Here is a 16,481-nt window from a genome sequence, read left to right as displayed (position 1 = left end):
GCCGGCGGTTACCATCGGTCCGACAGAAGCTATCTCGTGAGCTATCTCAAGGCCGGTTAAGGAGTTGTGCGGCACCGTGAGCAGTGGAAACGAACAGGCCAGCGCCGAGGAACCCGAAGTTCTGGTCGAACAACGGGATCGAATCCTCATCATCACGATCAACCGGCCGAAGGCCAAGAACGCGGTCAACTCGGCGGTGGCCAATGGCCTGGCCGCCGCGGTGGATCGGCTCGACAGCGAGACCGGCCTGTCGGTGGGCATCCTCACCGGGGCGGGCGGCTCATTCTGTGCGGGCATGGATCTCAAGGCCTTCGCCCGTGGCGAGCTTCCCATCGTCGAGGGCCGCGGCATGGGCTTCACCGAGCGTCCCCCGGTCAAACCGCTGATCGCGGCGGTCGAGGGCTACGCGCTGGCCGGCGGCACCGAGCTGGCGTTGGCGACCGACCTGATCGTGGCCTCCAAGGACTCGGCGTTCGGCATCCCGGAAGTCAAGCGCGGGCTGGTCGCGGGCGGCGGCGGACTGCTGCGGCTGCCGCAGCGCATCCCGTCGGCGATCGCCATGGAACTGGCGCTCACCGGTGACAACCTGAGCGCGGAGCGCGCCCACGCGCTGGGCATGGTCAACCTGTTGGCCGAGCCGGGCACCGCGCTGGACGCCGCGATCGAGCTGGCCGAAAAGATCGCGGCCAACGGTCCGCTCGCGGTGGCCGCCACCAAGCGGATCATGGTCGAGGCGCGCGGCTGGAGCCCCGAGGAGATGTTCGCCGAGCAGAACAAGCTGCTGATGCCGGTGTTCGCCTCCAACGACGCCAAGGAGGGCGCCATCGCCTTCGCGGAGAAGCGCCCGCCCGAGTGGACGGGCACCTGATCCCGAGCTGAACGCCCGATCTGCTTCTGCCGCAAGGCTTTCCGTATCCGTGCCGTCCTCGGCGGCCATCCGGAAGAACGGGGGCAGGCCGCCGTCGACGTGCGTGCTTTAAACTACAGTCGGACATGACACTTTTGGCCAGGTTTGTAACGTGTTGATACCGGAGAAAGATCGACGATGAGCATTTCACTGCTGCTCGAGATGGCCGCATCGGGCGACGCCGAGCGCACCGCGGTGGTGTCCGGCGACCTGCGGCTGACGACGCAACAGCTCAGCGATCTTGCCGACGGCGGCGCGGGCGTGATAGCCGCGTCGAACGCCAAGCACGTCGTTTACGTAGGAACCGGCGGCGCCATGCTGCCGCTGTTGATCTTCGCCGCGGCGCGCGCGGGGGTGGCGTTCACGCCGATCAACTACCGGCTCTCCGCCGACGGGATTCAGGTGCTGATCAAGCGGCTGCCTGACCCGTTGGTGATCGTCGACGGCCGCTACCGCGACGCCGTCGGCGACGCCTCGGACCGGGTGATGGACTCCGGCGACTTCCTCGCGGCCGCGCGCACCGCCGAACCGGCTGCCGAGTTCCCCGACCCGGACTCCGTGGCGATCGTGCTGTTCACCTCGGGCACCACCTCGCAACCGAAGGCGGTCGAACTCTCCCACAACAACCTGACCAGTTACGTCACCGGGACAGTCGAATTCGGGTCGGCCGCCGACACCGACGCCGCCCTGATCTGCGTGCCGCCGTATCACATCGCCGGGGTCAGCGCCGCGCTGTCGAATCTGTACGCCGGCCGCAAGATGGTGTACCTGCCGAATTTCGATGCGCGGGAATGGGTTCGCCTGATCAACGCCGAGAACGTGACCACCGCGACGGTGGTGCCCACCATGCTGGACCGCATCATCACCGTGCTGGAGAACGGCGACGGGCCGGCCATCGAGCTGCCGTCGCTGCGCAACCTGGCCTACGGCGGCTCCAAGGTCGGTCTGCCGCTGGTCCGTCGCGCACTCGAAATGCTGCCCGACGTGGGTTTCGTGAACGCCTACGGCCTGACCGAGACCAGCTCGACCATCGCGGTCCTGACACCCGACGACCATCGCGCGGCCCACGCGGGGTTGACCGCAGACGTCACCCGCCGGCTGGGATCGGTGGGGCAAGCGGTGGCGGGCGTCGAACTGCAGATCCGCGACGAGGCCGGCAACGTGCTGCCCCCGGGCGAAACCGGTGAACTGTTCGTGCGCGGCGAGCAGGTGTCGGGCCGCTACACCGGGATCGGCTCGGTGCTCGACGAGCACGGTTGGTTCCCGACCAGGGACATCGCCATGCTCGACGACGAGGGCTACCTGTTCATCGGCGGCCGCAGCGACGACACGATCATCCGCGGCGGCGAGAACATCGCGCCGGCGGAACTGGAAGAGGTTCTGGTCGAGCACCCCCAGGTGCGGGACGTGGCCGTGGTCGGCGTCGAGGATCCGCAGTGGGGCCAGGCGATCGTCGCGGTGGTGGTGCCTGAGCCGGGCGTGGACCCCGACCCCGAGGAACTGCGCGAATTCGTCCGCAAGAGTTTGCGTGGGTCGCGCACTCCCGACGAGGTAGTCTTTCGCGACGAGTTGCCCACCACCGCCACCGGCAAGGTGTTGCGGCGGGAGATCATCCAGACCCTCACTCCGATTGCGCGTCGGACGGCCCAGCAGTAAGCGATCAAGGACGGAAATCAATGATCAAGAACGGAACTCGTCTGGCCAGCCAGGTCTGTGACACGCAGGTGATCGTCGTCAGGAGTGCCGACAGCCTCGACGACCTGCGCTGTGGGGGTGCACCGATGGTGCCGGTCGGGGGCGAGCGGTCGGGTGAACTGGACCCGGCGTTCGCCGACGGCACCGTCATGGGAAAGCGCTACGTCGACGAAACCGGTGCCGAGGTGCTGGTGACCAAGCCGGGCGCCGGGAGCCTGAGCATCGGGCAGACGGCCCTGCAGCTCAAAGAGGTCAAGCCGTTACCGGCCAGCGACTGAGCGGATCACTGCGCGGCGTCCTGCTTGGCCGGGATCTTGTTCCGGGCAACGAATTCCTTTGCCTTGATCAGGAATTGGAGCTGCTCGCCCACCTGGTGTAGCGGGCCCGCGCTGCGGGTGGAGCGGGACAGCATGATGGCACCCTCCAGCGCGGCGATCGACATCACGGCCAGCGATGCGGCGTCGGTGTCGTCGAAGCCGTCGTTGACGAACGCGCGGGTGAGCGCCGTGCACCAGCGGCCCAGGATGGCGCCGGCCTCGGTGGACAGGTTGGGCCCGTCGTCGTCTGAACAGCCGATCGCCGCGGCCACGACCGGGCAGCCGGCGGTGAATTCGCCCTCGGTGAGCAGTTGCTCCCAGAACGCGACGAACTCGCGCAACAACGCCCGGGCGCCGCGTCCGGCGGCGTCGTCGATTACGGCCGTGATGGAGTCGCCGGAGTAGCGCAGCGCCTCGGTCAGGATCTGGTTACGCCCGTCGGGAAAGTGGTAGTACACCGAGCCGCGGGGGGAGCCGCTGCGGGCGAGTACCGCGTCGATGGTGACGCCTGCCGCCCCGCGTTCGCGCATCACCTCGGCGGCGCTGGCCAGCATCTTCGTGCGGGTGCCTCCGCGCTTCGCCGGGGCGTCGCCGATGGTCGACGTGGTCGTACCTCCCCTGGCCGCACTCATGCAGCGTGGGAGTGTCGCAATGCCGGCCAGTGCACATGACGCCGGTTGAAGCGGAAGGGGCGGCGGCGCAGGTCTGGCATCTCGCGCGTGAACTGATAGCCGGCAACGTTGAGTTCGATGATCCACATGATGTTCTCCCGGCCTGTTCGCGGCCTTTGATTATGCTATGAAACATATAAGACATCCGTAAATTAAGCAATCTCTCAGGCGAGGTGTGACGTACACCTCACATTTCACCGGCTGGCGGCCGGGGATTCGTGCTTTACGGGCGCGTAAACGGTCTCAAATTATGCTCTATTGCATAATTTTGCGATGTCGGCTTCACTGGGCGAATGGTCAACAGCCCTGAACCCACGCCGCCGGTCCTGCCGGATCTGGACACCGTGTCGCTGCAGCGCGACGGGCATGTCCTGCTCATCGGCCTGAATCGGCCGCAAAAACGTAATGCGTTCGATCGGGCAATGCTCGCCGACCTGTCCCGCGCCTACGGCGTGCTGGAATCGGACTCCTCGGTACGGGCCGGCGTGCTGTTCGCCCACGGCGAGCACTTCACCGCCGGCCTGGATCTCGTCGACGTCGGCCCCGGGCTCGCCAGCGGGGAGCTGTCCTTCCCCGAGGACGGCCGTGATCCCTGGCGCCTCGACGGCGCCTGGGCCACGCCGCTGGTCGTCGCGGTGCACGGCTGGTGCATGACGCTGGGCATCGAGTTACTGCTGGCCGCCGACGTCCGCATCGCCGCGACCGGCACCCGGTTCACGCAGCTGGAGGTGCAGCGCGGGATCTATCCCTTCGGCGGCGCGACCATCCGCCTGCCCGCGGCCGCCGGTTGGGGTAACGCGATGCGCTGGCTGCTCACCGGGGACGAGTTCGACGCTGCCGAGGCGCACCGCATCGGGCTGGTCCAGGAGGTGGCCGACGACGCCGCGGCGGGTCTGGCCCGGGCCCGCGACATCGCGCACACCATCGCCGATCGCGCCGCCCCGCTGGCTGTGCGGGCCACACTGGCGTCGGCGCACCTGGCGCGGACGGCGGGCGAGGCCGCGGCCATCGAGCGCCTGCGGCCCGGCGTGGTCGAGTTGTTCGCCACCGAGGACGCCGCCGAAGGCGTGCAGTCGTTCGTCGAGCGCAGGCAGGCGCGCTTTGTCGGGCGCTAGCGGCGTCGAACGTCACGCCAGCGCAACTCCGCACACCGAGCGTCACGCCAGCGTGACGCTCGGCGCGGACGAGCCTTAGCCCTCGACGGTGTAGCCCATCGGCATCAGCACGCTCTTCTGCTGCGTGAAGTGCTCGACGCCCTCCGGCCCGTTCTCCCGGCCGATGCCCGAGTTCTTGTAGCCGCCGAACGGGCAGCACGGGTCAAAGGCGTACCAGTTGATTGCGTAGGTGCCGGTGCGGATCTTCTCCGAGACCTCGATGCCGCGCGGCACGTCGGAGGTCCACACGCTGCCGGCCAGCCCGTACGCCGAGTCGTTGGCGAGCTTGATCGCGTCGTCCTCGGTGTCGTAGGGGATGATGCTCAGCACCGGTCCGAAGATCTCCTCCTGCGCGATCGCCATCTTGTTGTCGACGTCGGCGAACACCGTTGGCAGCACGAAGAAGCCGTCGTCCAGGCCCTCGGGGCGACCGTTGCCGCACACCACGCGGGCGCCCTCCTCGATCCCCTTGGCGATATAGCCCTCGACCCGCGCGCGCTGCTTCTCCGAGATCAGCGAGCCGATCTGGGCGGCCGGGTCCGACGGTTTACCGATCGGCAGCATCTGCACGAAATTGGCCACCGCGTCCACGATCTCGTCGTAGCGCGAGCGCGGCGCCAGGATGCGGGTCTGGGCGACGCAGGCCTGGCCGGTGTTCATGATGCCCGAGAAGACCAGCATCGGGATCGCGGCGGCCAGGTCGACATCCTCCAAGACGATGGCCGCCGACTTGCCGCCGAGTTCCAGCGTGCACGGCTTGAGCAGGTCCGCGGCGCGGCGGCCGATCTCCTTGCCGACCGCTGAGCTCCCGGTGAATGTGAACAGGTCGACATCGGGATTGGCCGTCAGCGCCCGGCCGGTGTCCACCCCGCCGGGCACCACCGACAGCACGCCCTCGGGCAGGCCGGCCTCGGCGAACACCTCCGCCAAAGCGTGTGCGGTCAGCGGGGTTTCGGCGGACGGCTTGAGCACCACCGTGCAGCCCGCCAGCAGCGCGGGGCCGAGCTTGTTGATCGCCAGGAACAGCGGCACGTTCCACGCGACGATCGCGGCCACCACGCCGATCGGCTCACGGTGCACGATGCTCTGTCCATAGCCACCGGTGCGGGTCTCCCGCCACTTGACCTGGTCGGCGGCGGGGCCGGCGAAGAAGTTCAGCGCGCCCAGCGTGCTCATCCACTGCATGGTCTCGACGCTGGTCGGCGGCTGGCCGGTCTCTAGGCCCAGCACCTTGAGGAAGTGGTCCTTGCGCTCTTCCATCAGCTTCAGCGCGTTCCCGATGACCGCCGCGCGTTCCTTGGGTGGTGTCGACGGCCAAGGGCCGTTGTCGAAGGCCGCGCGGGCCGCGGCCACCGCGGCGTCCACGTCGGCCGGGGCCGCCAGCGGCACCTTGCCGACGTACTCGCCGGTGGCCGGGCAGTGCACCTCGATGACCTCGTCGGTCGACGGCTCGGCCCACTTGCCGCCGATGAAAAGTTTGTCGTACTCCGTTGTCATGGCCGCCACCCTACCCAAGCCGGCGCGAGATTAGAACATGTTCCATTATTGGGGTTGCAGTACCAGCACCAGATTGCTCACCAGGAACTCGCGCAGCGTCGGCACACCCGTCAGCCACCACGCCCATCGCGGGTGGTAGCGGGGAAATGCGGCCACCAGCCCGCCTGTGTTGCGGGCCCAGGTCAACCCCTCGGCCGCCGACACCGCAAACAACGACGACCCGTAGTCGTTTTTGGCCGGGTGGCCGTGTTTGCGGGCGTACCGGGCGGCGGCGCGGGCGCCGCCGAGGTAATGGGTCAGGCCCATCTCGTGCCCGCCGAACGGGCCCAGCCACACGGTGTAGGACAGCACGGCCAGCCCGCCCGGCCTGGTGACACGCAGCATTTCGGCACCGAGCTGCCACGGCCGCGGCACGTGCTCGGCGACATTGGAGGACAGGCAGATGTCCACCGAGTCGTCCGCGAACGGCAGCGCCATTCCCGAGGCGCGCACGAAGGTCCCGGTTTCCCCGGCAACGGCGGGCCCGGCCGCGTGCATTTCGCCGGGGTCGGGCTCGACCCCGACATAGCGGACGCCGGCATCGGTGAACGCCGCCGCAAAGTAACCCGGCCCGCCGCCGACGTCGAGCAACGTGCGGCCGGACGGTGGGTCGCCGTGGGCACCCCGCCACAGGTCGCTCACCATGGCCGCGGTATCGGTCGCGAGGGCGCCGTAGAAGCGGGCCGGATCCGGCTGCTCGTAGCGAAATTCCGACAGCAGCCGCGCCGAGCGGGCCAGCGTCGCCCGGCGCGCGAAGATGTCGGTGGCCGCCACCGGCCACACCCTACGGATGTGCGGCACCGCGTGGTGCACATCATCGCCGGTTAGGCTGACGATCGATGTCTTCCTTGCGCTCCGTGCTGCTGCTGTGCTGGCGCGATACCGGGCACCCGCAGGGCGGCGGCAGCGAGGCCTATCTGCAGCGCATCGGCGCGCAGCTGGCCGCAGCGGGAATCGCCGTCACGCTGCGCACCGCCCGCTATCCGGGCGCACCGCGCCACGAGGTCGTCGACGGCGTGCGGATCAACCGGGCCGGGGGCCGCTACACGGTGTACGTCTTCGCGCTGTTGGCCATGGCCGCGGCCCGGCTCGGGGCCGGGCCGCTGCGCGGGGTGCGGCCCGACGTGGTCGTCGACACGCAAAACGGCTTGCCCTTTTTGGCCCGGCTGATCTACCGCCGCCGGGTGCTGGTGCTGGTGCACCACTGCCACCGCGAGCAGTGGCCGGTGGCCGGGCCGGTGCTCGGCCGGCTGGGCTGGTTCGTCGAGTCGACGCTGTCGCCGAGGGTGAACCGGCACAACCAGTACGTCACGGTGTCGCTGCCGTCCGCGCGCGACCTGGTCGCCCTGGGCGTCTACGACGCCCAGATCGCGGTGGTCCGCAACGGCCTCGACCGGGCGCCGGCGCAGTCGCTGACGGGCCCGCGCTCGGGCGCGCCGCGGGTGGTGGTGCTGTCGCGGCTGGTACCGCACAAGCAGATCGAGGACGCCCTGGAGGCGGTCGCGCGGCTGCTGCCGCGGATACCGCATCTGCACCTCGACATCGTCGGCGACGGCTGGTGGCGCGAGCGGCTCGTCGAGCACGTGCAGCGGCTCGGCATCGGTTCGGCGGTGACGTTCCACGGTCACGTCGACGACGTGACCAAACACCATGTCCTGCAAGGGGCCTGGGTGCACCTGCTGCCCTCGCGCAAGGAGGGCTGGGGGTTGGCGGTCGTCGAGGCGGCCCAGCACCGGGTGCCCACCATCGGCTACCGATCCTCGGGCGGCCTGTCGGATTCGATCGTCGACGAGGTCACCGGGATCCTGGTGGACAGCCACGCCGAGCTGGTGGACCGGCTCGACGAGCTGCTGGCCGACCCGGTGTTGCGCGAGCAACTGGGCGCCAAAGCGCAGACCCGCAGCGGTGAATTCTCCTGGGCGCAGAGCGCGCAGGCCATGTGGGCCGTGCTGGAAGCCGTGCACGCCGGCGGCACGGTCAGCGGGCTAGTCACCGGACGGGGCTGAGCGGCGGCGGTGCCGCCACGCGCCGCCGATCAGCGCGCCGGCACCGCCGCCGATCAGCACCGCCAGCCACACCAGGTGCGCGGCCATCGTCGCCGCCCGCCGCACGGCCGACACCCCGGGCGTCTGCCCGCCGACCCGGTAGAGCGCCATCTCGCCGTCCCGATAGACCGGCGCCAGCGCACTCAGGGTGCGGGCGGCCGCGCCCATGCCACCGGCGCTGTCCGATTCGACGACCAGCCAGGCCACCCCGGCCGCGGCCAGCGCCGCCGGGTCGGGCCCGGACAGCAGGAGCTCCTGCACCGCCCGGGCGTGCACGCCCTCCCCGGCGATGGTGGTCCCCGAGATCACCAGATCACCGGTGCTCAGCACGCGGGCGCGTACCCAGCGGGGCAGCGGGTCCAGGACCGGTGTGGGTCCCGACCAGGAGAACAGCCGCATGGTGCCGGCCGGTAGCACCGCGACCGCCCCGGGGTCGGCGTTGATCGCGGCGGCCACGGCGGTCCAGCCGCGCGGATAGTGCACCGGCGCGACCCGGCCGAACACGCCCCAGGCCAGGTCGGGCAGCGCCAGCAGCAGCGCCAGGCAGCAGACCAGCGCCGGGGCGGTTCCCGGAATCCGTAGCCACCGGCGCACCGTCACCACGGCTCCGGCACCCGCCAGGGCGTAGCCGGGCATCGCCAGCGCCACCCATTTCTGTCCGTCACGCAGCACACCGAAGCCGGGCACGGCGTCGACCACCGTGCGCAGCAGCTGCAGGCCCGAGCCGGTCGCCAGGGCCGCCGGGACCAAAACCGCCACCGCCGCGAGCGCGAGCAGCGGCACCGCCGCCGGGCGCCGCAGGACCGTCGGCAGCCCCGCCGCCACCACAGCAAGCAGCGCCACGGTCGAGCAGACCGCGAAAAGCGTGGTGCGCGAACCGGGCACGGCCTCGCCGTTCCAGATGCCGCCGAGCCCGGCCAGGCTGGCCAGGGTGCCCAGCCCGGGCTCGGCGCGGGGTGCGAACGCGTCGACCCCCAGCCGGTTGGCCGCGGTGTGGGTGGTCAGCGACGATCCCATGGCCGACGCAACCAGCCACGGCAGCGCCGCCACCACGGCGGCGCCCAACGCCGCCGCGGCACACCAGCGGCGCGGCCAGCACCCGGCGGTGCCCTTGACCGGGGCGGCCAGGCACACCAGCGCCACCGTCGCGGCCAGCAGCAGCCCGGTCGGCGTCAGCCCGGCCAGCGCGATCCAGAAGACCAGCCCGCCGACCGCGAACCGGCCGGTCCGCGCGGTCCGCAGCGTCAGCATCGCCGCAGCCACCCAGGGCAGGCAGCCGTAGCCGACCAGCAGGCTCCAGTGGCCCTGCAGCAGCCGTTCGGCGACGTAGGGATTCCAGATCGCCACGGTGGTGGCGACGAACTCACCGGAGATGCCCGCGCACGGCAGCGCGACCGCGACCAGCCGGGCCGCGCCCCAGCCCGCCAGCCACAGCCCGAGCAGCAGCAGGGCCTTCACCACGACGCCGCCGTCGACCAGCCGCGAGGCCAGCGCCACCGCAAAGTCCTGGGGGGTAGCGCGCGGCGCCGACGTCAGCCCCAGCGCGGTATCGGACAAATACGAGCGCGGCGTCGACACCGCGTCGCGCACCAGCAGGTATCCGGGCGCCAGCAGCGGCCCGACCACCAGCAGCGCCAAGACCAGTGCGTACCCGGGTCGGGTCCAGCGCACAGTCAACGCATCCGAGCCGGGCTATTCGCGGTCGTGCGGGCCGGGCGGATTGGGCTCGGCCGGCCCGGCCTCGGTGGGTTCGTCCGCGTCGGGCGAGCCCGGCTCGGGACGCTGCGTGGGCAGCTTCTCGGTCTCGGCTTCGGCGCCCGGCACGGGTTCCTCGAGGCCGCTGCGGCCGAAGAAGTCCTGGTCGCCCCGGTCCAGGCCGGGATCGGTCAGCGCGCTCTCGCTGCGCAGGCTGAACGAGGCGAGCAGGCCGCCGCCGACCAGCGCGATCAAGCCCACCGCGGTGAAAGTGATCGGCAGCACCCGCGACCACAGCGCCAGCCGGTCGCGCTCATCGCGGGCCGCGTTGACCTGGGATTCGACGGTGTCCTCGTTCGAGGTGACCTTGTAGTCGGCCAGGGTGAGCTCCGGCTTGAGCGGGTCGCGGGCAAAGTAGTGGTCGGCGTGCTCGGTCTGCTTGACGATGGTGCCCGACACCGGGTCCACCCAGAAGGTGCGCTGCGCCGCGTAGTAGCGGGTCATGGTGATCTGCTCGTTCGGATCGCCGCCCTGGACGCCCCACATCGATGCCGACGTCGTCTGCTTGGCGTCCTCGGCGCCGGCCAACAGCGATGGATACGTCACCGGGGCCACCAGCTTGCCCTCGTCGTTGTAGCCGACGTTCTGGGTGAACTTGTACGTGGTCAGCCCGTTGACGTCTTCCTGGGTTTCGTAGTTGACGTCGAACGCCTTTTGCGCGATCGGATCGAAGTAGGGGTAGGTCTTCTTCTCGGTGTGGAACGGGAACCGGTAGTTCAGTCCGTCGTGCCGCAACGGCATCGCGGTGGGCGGGTTGTCGTCGTTGACGGCGCGCGGCTTCTGCACCGAGCCGCCGGTGTGGGTGTCGTCCGAGACGGCCATCGCGGTCTTGCGGTTGAGCGTGACGGTGTCGACGATCGCCAGCAGCAGCCCGCTGTCCTTCTGCTTGTCGGTGCGCCGCAACGAACTTCCGACCTGAAGCGTGACCACGTCGGCATTGGCGGGCGACTCGACGCTGATCTGCTGCTGGGAGACCAGTGGCACATTCTGGTTGACGACGACGTGGTCGGTGGACAGCGACGCGGAGTCGAGCGCCGTCCCGGTGCCGTCACCGACCAAAGTGGCGTCGATGTCCAGGGGGACCTTGGTGATCCTGCTGGTGGTGTAGGTGGTCAACAGCAGCGCGGCGATCAGCAGGGCAGCTCCGAGTCCGATGATTCCGCATGCGGCGAACCGCAACATGACTGCTCGGTTCACGTCGCTGTGCCCTCCTCGATTCCTTGCTTCATCAGCCGCGACCCCGCCCGAGCAGCAGCCCCGGGCAAACTCGTCTGACCCTAACAGCAGAAAGTAAGGCGGCGGCTTACCAACCTGGGGACCGCGGACGGGTCCTGCGGGTGTACCCATTCGCCGCCCAACCGATCGCAGGCAAACTGTGGTGGTGAGCGATGACCAGCGGGTGGGCGGGGTCCGCAGCTTCCTGCCGGCCGTGGAAGGCATGCGCGCCTGCGCGGCGATGGGCGTCGTGGTCACGCACGTCGCGTTCCAGACCGGGCATTCCAGCGCGGCCACCGGCAGGCTGTTCGGGCGCTTCGACCTCGCCGTGGCGGTGTTCTTCGCGCTGTCGGGTTTTCTGCTGTGGCGCGGACATGCCGCGGCGGCAAGGGATCTGGCGCCCAGGCCGGCCACCGCCCACTACCTGCGCTCGCGGGTGGTCCGCATCATGCCCGCCTATGTGGTCGCCGTCGTCGTGATCCTGACCCTGCTGCCCGACGCCGACCACGCCAGCCTGACGGTGTGGCTGGCCAATCTCACGCTCACCCAGATCTACGTGCCGCTGACGCTGACCGGCGGCCTGACCCAGATGTGGAGCCTGTCCGTCGAGGTCAGCTTCTACCTGGCGCTACCGATCCTCGCGTTGCTGGCCCGCCGGCTGCCGGTGCGCGCCCGGGTGCCGGCGATCGCCGGGCTGGGGGCGTTGAGCTGGGCGTGGGGCTGGGTGCCCATCCATTCCGCATCCGGCATCAACCCGCTGAACTGGCCGCCCGCGTTCTTCTCGTGGTTCGCCGCCGGCATGCTTCTAGCCGAGTGGGTGCACAGCGGGATCGGATTGCCGCATCGCATCGCCCGCCGGCGGCTGGTGATGGCCGCCGTCGCGGTGGCCGCCTACCTGATCGCGGCGTCGCCGCTGGCCGGTCCCGAAGGCCTGGTGCCCGGCACCCCGGCCCAGTTCGCGGTGAAGACCGCGATGGGCTCGCTGGTGGCCTTCGCGCTGGTCGCGCCGCTGGTGCTGGACCGGGTGGATACGCCGCATCGCGTCTTGGGGACCACTGCGATGGTGACCCTGGGGCGCTGGTCCTACGGCCTGTTCGTGTGGCACCTGGCGGCGCTGGCCATGGTGTTCCCGGTGCTCGGGGTGTTCCCGTTCAGCGGCCACATGCCCACGGTTTTGGTGTTGACGCTGATCTTCGGGTTCGCGATCGCCGCGGTCAGCTACGCCCTGGTCGAGTCACCCTGCCGAGAAGCGTTGCGCCGCTGGGAGAAACGCGAGAAGCCGGGTGCCACGGCTCAGGCGGTCGACGCCGAGGCGGACGCGATCGCACCCTAGGACCGGCGCAGTCCATCCCCTCTTCCACCTCTTGCGCAGACAGCAGGGGACGTCATTGCCCTCTAACTGGGTACCGCCTCGATGACGCAGAGCGGCCCTGCCGTCTGCACCACGCGCTGCAGCCGGAAGCCGCCCCGCCGGAGTAGGTCGGTCCACTGCTTGAGGCCGCGTTCCAGTGCGCCCGCCATCACCAGCATCTCCATATCGGCGTAGTGGCCGAGGAATTCGCGGTCGTGATCGGGGACGACCATCTCCAAAAGCAGCAGCTTCGCACCTGGACGGGCCGCGGCTTTGATGGTGCCGAGGATCGCGATGGCCTTGTCATCGGGCCAGTCGTGGATGACGTTCTTCATCACATAGGCGTCAGCGGACGGCACGCTTTCGAAGAACGACCCGCCCGTCACGGTGACTCGGTCGGCGACACCGTGCGCGGCCAACAAAGGCTGCGCTCCCTCGACTGCCTCGGGGAGGTCGAACAGCACGCCGCGGGCATTGGGGGCGGCGGTGAGAAGGGACGACAGTAACCGGCCGTGGCCGCCACCGATGTCGGCGATGACGCCAAAGTTGCTGAAGTCGTACGCCGCGACAGCCGCCGCCTCCAACACTGACGACGTGGAGGTCATGGCGTTGTTGAAGATCTCCGCGAACTCAGGGTCGTCGGAGAGATAGTCGAAGATGCCCTTTCCGAACACTTTTGGGGGGTTCGGCTCTCCGGTGCGGACCGCATCGGCCAGCCGTGTCCAGTTCGCTCGGTGCTGCGGGGAGCCGTAGAACAGGGCAACCCCATGCGTCGAGATCGGCGAGTCGGTGCGCAGCGTGTCGGCCAGCGCGTTGAGTGCAAAACGGCCGTCGCGGCGCCTACGGAACAACCCGCGGCTGATCAGCAACCGCATCAGCCGCGCCAGGCTGTCCGGGTCCGCCCCGACGCGGTGCGCCAGCTCCTCCTTGGTCAACGGCCCCCCGGCAAGCGCGTCGGCGATACCCAGTTGCGCGGATGCCGAGATGGCCTGCGACAGAAAGGCCCCAAAGATGATGTCGATCACCGTGATCGGCGGAGGTGCCAGTCGCTGGTATAGCCGCCCCACGTGATGACGGATTCGTTCGACCGCCCGAGCCACCCGGGCAGGCGGCAGTTTCGGGGCTGATGTCGGTGATTTGGGCGGCATCGTTCTCCAGTACCTGCTGATTACAGACCATTAGGTGGTGCTTGTCGCGGTGGTCGCTTGCTCTACTAGCGTCGGCAGATCGTAATCGTTGTTTCCGGCGGAAGCGGGTTTTTGGACTAACCGGCCCCAAGTCGGCGCGGGTCAGCCGGCCTCCGCGGCCGCCAAGCGCTCGATGACCTGTTCCCGCACTGCCGAGCGGCGGGCCTTGCCGGCGTCGTCGCGCAGCGGAGTGTCGACGAACTCGACGGTGTGCGGCACCTTGTATCCCGCTACGTGATCGCGCAGAAACTCTTGCACGCCACCGCAATCCAGGGGTGAGCCGTCGACCGGGTGCACCAGGGCGTAGGGCACCTGGCCGAGATCGTCGTGAGGCACGCCGACGACCAAGCAGGACAACACGTCCGGGTGCGCCGAGAGCGCGTTCTCGATCTCGGCGGGGTAGACGTTGCGGCCGCCGACGGTGAACATGTCGACCCGCCGATCCGAGAGGTACAGGAACCCGTCGTCGTCGAAATGGCCGAGATCGCCCAGCGAGTCCCAGCCGTCGCGGCTTTTCGCCTCGGCGCCGACGTAGCGGTAGGTGGGCGCGCTGCCCGGGCCGGGCCGCATGTAGATCTCGCCGACCACGCCGGGTGGACAGGGGTCGCCGTCGTCGTCGAGCACCTTCATTTCCCCGGCGACCACCACGCCGACCGAACCGCGGTGCGTCAGCCATTGGTCCCCGGAGATGAACGTCAGCGCCTGTAATTCTGTGCCGCCGTACAGTTCCCAGACCTTCTCCGCGCCCAGCAGGTCGATCCATGCCTGCTTGATGGCCGGCGGGCAGGGCGCCCCCAGATGCCAGAACCGCCGGATCGACGAGAGGTCGTAGGCGCCCGGGTCGGCCTGGTAGACCGGCAGCGCCCGCTGCATGATCGTCGGCACCGTGGTCAAAAAGGTGACTCGATGGTCGGTGATCAACCGGAGGAACTGGTGTGGCTCGAAGCGGCTCATCAGCACCAGGTGGTGTCGCATCAGCAGCGCGATCGTCGCGGTGGTGAAGCCGGTGTTATGGCTCAGCGGCACCGGCATCAGCGTGGTGTCGCCCTCCTGCGCCCCGAGCGGGTAGCCGATGGCGGCCGGTATCCGGCTGTCCCCACCGGATTCGATCAGCTTGGGCCGCCCGGTGCTGCCGCCGGAGCCCATCGCCTTCCATACCGGCGATACCGCCTCCGGCAGCGGGTCGTCCGACAACGCCGGGTCCGGCGTGAAACCTGCTGGAACACTTGGCATCTGGTGATGACCAGGCGGTCCGGCCGCCGACCCGCTGCGCCCGGATTCGCCGAGCCGGCGACCGCCTCCACGGCCCACCAGCAGGGCCGGCGGCCGCAGGTCCAGCAGGCCCTGCAACTCCGCGTCCGGGAGCCGCGCGGACAACGGCTGCGGTACCGCGCCCAGCTTCCAGCACGCCACCGCTGCCTGAATCCACTCGACCGAGTTGGGCAGCACCATCGTCACGTAGTCGCCGACGCCCACCCCGCGCTCGGCGTAGGCGCGGGCCAACCGGTTCGTCGAGCGGTCGAGTTCGGAGCGGGTGAGGGTCACCCCGTCGCAGGTGACGGCCGGCTCGTCCGGGGCGAGCGCGGCCAGCGCCGAAATCTGCGTGCCGATCGGCGGGATTGGCTCACTCATAAGCGCCCTGTCGCTCGAAGATGCGGCGCGGATTGTCGACCAGCATGGTGTGCAGTTGTTCGTCGGTGACGCCGCGCTCCTTGAGCGCCGGGATCACGTCGTTGTGGATATGCAGGTAGTGCCAGTTCGGCGCGATCTGCGGCACCAGTTCTTCGGGCAGCGCGTCGAAGTAGCAGTTGGCGTCGTGGGAGAGCACCATCTTGTCGGCGTGCCCGCGCTCGCACATCTGCGCCACGATCTTGACCCGCTCCTCGAACGGTGAGATCACGTCGATGCCGAACCGGTCCATCCCGAGGTAGGACCCCGCGGCGATCAGCTCCTCGAGGTAGCCGACGTCGGTGCTGTCACCGGAATGCCCGATGACCACCCGGCTCAGGTCGACGCCCTCCTCTTCGAAGATCCGCTGTTGCTCGAGGCCGCGGCGCAGCCCGGCATGGGTGTGCGTGGAGATCGGCACCCCGGTCCGCTTGTGCGCCTGCGCGACGGCGCGCAGCACCCGCTCGACGCCGGGCGTGATGCCGGGCTCGTCGGTGGCGCACTTGAGGATCCCGGCCTTGACGCCGGTGTCGGCGATGCCCTGCTCGATGTCGCGGACGAACATCTCGGTCATGATCTCCGGGCCGCCCAGCATCCCGCCCGGGCCCTCGTAGTGGAAACGGAACGGGACGTCGTTGTAGGTGTAAAGCCCGGTCGCCACAACGATATTCAGCTCGGTGGCCGCGGCGACACGGGCGATGCGGGGGATGTAGCGGCCCAGCCCGATCACGGTGAGGTCGACGATGGTGTCGACGCCGCGGGACTTCAACTCGTTGAGCCGGTTGATGGCGTCGGCGACTCGCCGCTCCTCGTCGCCCCACGCTTCGGGATAGTTCTCCGCGATCTCGGTGGTCATGATGAACACGTGCTCGTGCATGAGGGTCACGCCCAGGGCGGCGGTATCGATGGACCCGCGAGCGGTATTGAGTTCTGACACGTCACTGATGCTAGGGCGACCGGAACGTGACCAACAGGGCCGT

Annotated in this window: 15 protein-coding genes; 6 read left to right on the top strand and 9 right to left on the bottom strand. The window is 69.4% G+C overall.

The annotated features are described in order from the left end of the window. Nucleotides 1-76: 76 nt before the first annotated feature. The 3 genes from OQ789_RS08040 (at nt 77) to OQ789_RS08030 (ending at nt 2,880) form a co-directional block, all read left to right on the top strand. Nucleotides 77-868, top strand: coding sequence for a crotonase/enoyl-CoA hydratase family protein (locus tag OQ789_RS08040; protein ID WP_324684807.1), 792 nt, complete (start codon nt 77-79; stop codon nt 866-868). A gap of 177 nt (nt 869-1,045) precedes the next feature. Beyond that, nucleotides 1,046-2,563 (top strand): class I adenylate-forming enzyme family protein, encoded by a 1,518-nt coding sequence (locus tag OQ789_RS08035; protein WP_324684806.1) that lies wholly within the window; start codon nt 1,046-1,048, stop codon nt 2,561-2,563. Nucleotides 2,564-2,583: 20 nt separating this feature from the next. After that, nucleotides 2,584-2,880, top strand: a complete 297-nt coding sequence (locus OQ789_RS08030; protein ID WP_067124006.1) for a hypothetical protein — start codon at nt 2,584-2,586, stop codon at nt 2,878-2,880. Between the two features lie 5 nt (nt 2,881-2,885). Here OQ789_RS08030 and OQ789_RS08025 read toward each other — a convergent pair whose 3' ends face one another. Together OQ789_RS08025 and OQ789_RS08020 are read right to left on the bottom strand one after the other, a co-directional pair. Next, nucleotides 2,886-3,551: a TetR/AcrR family transcriptional regulator gene (locus OQ789_RS08025; RefSeq protein ID WP_324684802.1), complete on the bottom strand. Its 666-nt coding sequence runs from the start codon at nt 3,549-3,551 to the stop codon at nt 2,886-2,888. After that, nucleotides 3,548-3,679, bottom strand: coding sequence for a hypothetical protein (locus OQ789_RS08020; protein WP_324684801.1), 132 nt, complete (start codon nt 3,677-3,679; stop codon nt 3,548-3,550). Before OQ789_RS08020 ends, OQ789_RS08025 begins: the two co-directional genes overlap by 4 nt. Before the next feature lie 204 nt (nt 3,680-3,883). Here OQ789_RS08020 and OQ789_RS08015 point away from each other — a divergent pair, with 204 nt between their 5' ends. Beyond that, nucleotides 3,884-4,705 carry a crotonase/enoyl-CoA hydratase family protein gene (locus OQ789_RS08015; protein ID WP_324684800.1) on the top strand — a complete coding sequence of 274 codons (822 nt, stop codon included), beginning with the start codon at nt 3,884-3,886 and terminating at the stop codon, nt 4,703-4,705. 75 nt (nt 4,706-4,780) lie between these two features. Here the strand turns inward: OQ789_RS08015 and OQ789_RS08010 are convergent, their stop codons facing one another. Next, on the bottom strand, nt 4,781-6,241 hold the full coding sequence (locus tag OQ789_RS08010; protein ID WP_420716065.1) for an aldehyde dehydrogenase: 1,461 nt from the start codon (nt 6,239-6,241) through the stop codon (nt 4,781-4,783). A gap of 45 nt (nt 6,242-6,286) precedes the next feature. Further along, a complete protein-coding gene (locus OQ789_RS08005; RefSeq protein WP_324684798.1) occupies nt 6,287-7,054 on the bottom strand; it encodes a class I SAM-dependent methyltransferase in 768 nt (255 codons plus the stop codon). A 65-nt stretch (nt 7,055-7,119) separates the two neighbouring features. Here OQ789_RS08005 and OQ789_RS08000 point away from each other — a divergent pair, with 65 nt between their 5' ends. Beyond that, the gene (locus tag OQ789_RS08000) at nt 7,120-8,286 is read left to right on the top strand and encodes a glycosyltransferase family 4 protein (protein WP_324684796.1); all 1,167 of its coding nucleotides are present in this window, start codon (nt 7,120-7,122) and stop codon (nt 8,284-8,286) included. Here the strand turns inward: OQ789_RS08000 and OQ789_RS07995 are convergent. Beyond that, complete coding sequence (locus OQ789_RS07995; RefSeq protein ID WP_324684794.1) at nt 8,266-9,996, bottom strand: hypothetical protein; 1,731 nt, start codon at nt 9,994-9,996, stop codon at nt 8,266-8,268. The genes OQ789_RS08000 and OQ789_RS07995 overlap by 21 nt on opposite strands. 21 nt (nt 9,997-10,017) lie before the next feature. After that, on the bottom strand, nt 10,018-11,277 hold the full coding sequence (locus tag OQ789_RS07990) for a DUF3068 domain-containing protein (protein WP_324684792.1): 1,260 nt from the start codon (nt 11,275-11,277) through the stop codon (nt 10,018-10,020). A 178-nt stretch (nt 11,278-11,455) separates the two neighbouring features. Here OQ789_RS07990 and OQ789_RS07985 point away from each other — a divergent pair, with 178 nt between their 5' ends. Further along, complete coding sequence (locus tag OQ789_RS07985; protein WP_324684789.1) at nt 11,456-12,628, top strand: acyltransferase; 1,173 nt, start codon at nt 11,456-11,458, stop codon at nt 12,626-12,628. Nucleotides 12,629-12,690: 62 nt separating this feature from the next. Here OQ789_RS07985 and OQ789_RS07980 read toward each other — a convergent pair whose 3' ends face one another. The 3 genes from OQ789_RS07980 to OQ789_RS07970 all read right to left on the bottom strand — a co-directional run bounded on the left by OQ789_RS07980 (nt 12,691) and on the right by OQ789_RS07970 (nt 16,438). Continuing rightward, entirely contained in the window at nt 12,691-13,671 is a 981-nt protein-coding gene (locus OQ789_RS07980; protein ID WP_420716064.1) for a methyltransferase, read from the bottom strand. A 264-nt stretch (nt 13,672-13,935) separates the two neighbouring features. Further along, complete coding sequence (locus tag OQ789_RS07975) at nt 13,936-15,465, bottom strand: AMP-binding protein (RefSeq protein ID WP_324684786.1); 1,530 nt, start codon at nt 15,463-15,465, stop codon at nt 13,936-13,938. Next, on the bottom strand, nt 15,458-16,438 hold the full coding sequence (locus OQ789_RS07970) for a phosphotriesterase-related protein (RefSeq protein WP_324684784.1): 981 nt from the start codon (nt 16,436-16,438) through the stop codon (nt 15,458-15,460). Before OQ789_RS07970 ends, OQ789_RS07975 begins: the two co-directional genes overlap by 8 nt. Between the last annotated feature and the right edge of the window lie 43 nt (nt 16,439-16,481).

Source organism: Mycobacterium sp. 94-17, assembly GCF_035617725.1.
GTDB lineage: Bacteria > Actinomycetota > Actinomycetes > Mycobacteriales > Mycobacteriaceae > Mycobacterium.
The sequence above is the reverse complement of the archived record's forward strand: the minus strand, read 5'-3'. Positions and strand labels throughout refer to the sequence as shown.

Excerpts from the sequence above, each read along its gene's own strand:
- OQ789_RS08035 (WP_324684806.1), top strand. The coding sequence starts at position 1,046 with ATGAGCATTTCACTGCTGCTCGAGATGGCCGCATCGGGCGACGCCGAG.
- OQ789_RS08030 (WP_067124006.1), top strand. The coding sequence starts at position 2,584 with ATGATCAAGAACGGAACTCGTCTGGCCAGCCAGGTCTGTGACACGCAG.
- OQ789_RS08025 (WP_324684802.1), bottom strand. The coding sequence starts at position 3,551 with ATGAGTGCGGCCAGGGGAGGTACGACCACGTCGACCATCGGCGACGCC.
- OQ789_RS08020 (WP_324684801.1), bottom strand. The coding sequence starts at position 3,679 with ATGTGGATCATCGAACTCAACGTTGCCGGCTATCAGTTCACGCGCGAG.
- OQ789_RS08015 (WP_324684800.1), top strand. The coding sequence starts at position 3,884 with ATGGTCAACAGCCCTGAACCCACGCCGCCGGTCCTGCCGGATCTGGAC.
- OQ789_RS08010 (WP_420716065.1), bottom strand. The coding sequence starts at position 6,241 with ATGACAACGGAGTACGACAAACTTTTCATCGGCGGCAAGTGGGCCGAG.
- OQ789_RS08000 (WP_324684796.1), top strand. The coding sequence starts at position 7,120 with ATGTCTTCCTTGCGCTCCGTGCTGCTGCTGTGCTGGCGCGATACCGGG.
- OQ789_RS07975 (WP_324684786.1), bottom strand. The coding sequence starts at position 15,465 with ATGAGTGAGCCAATCCCGCCGATCGGCACGCAGATTTCGGCGCTGGCC.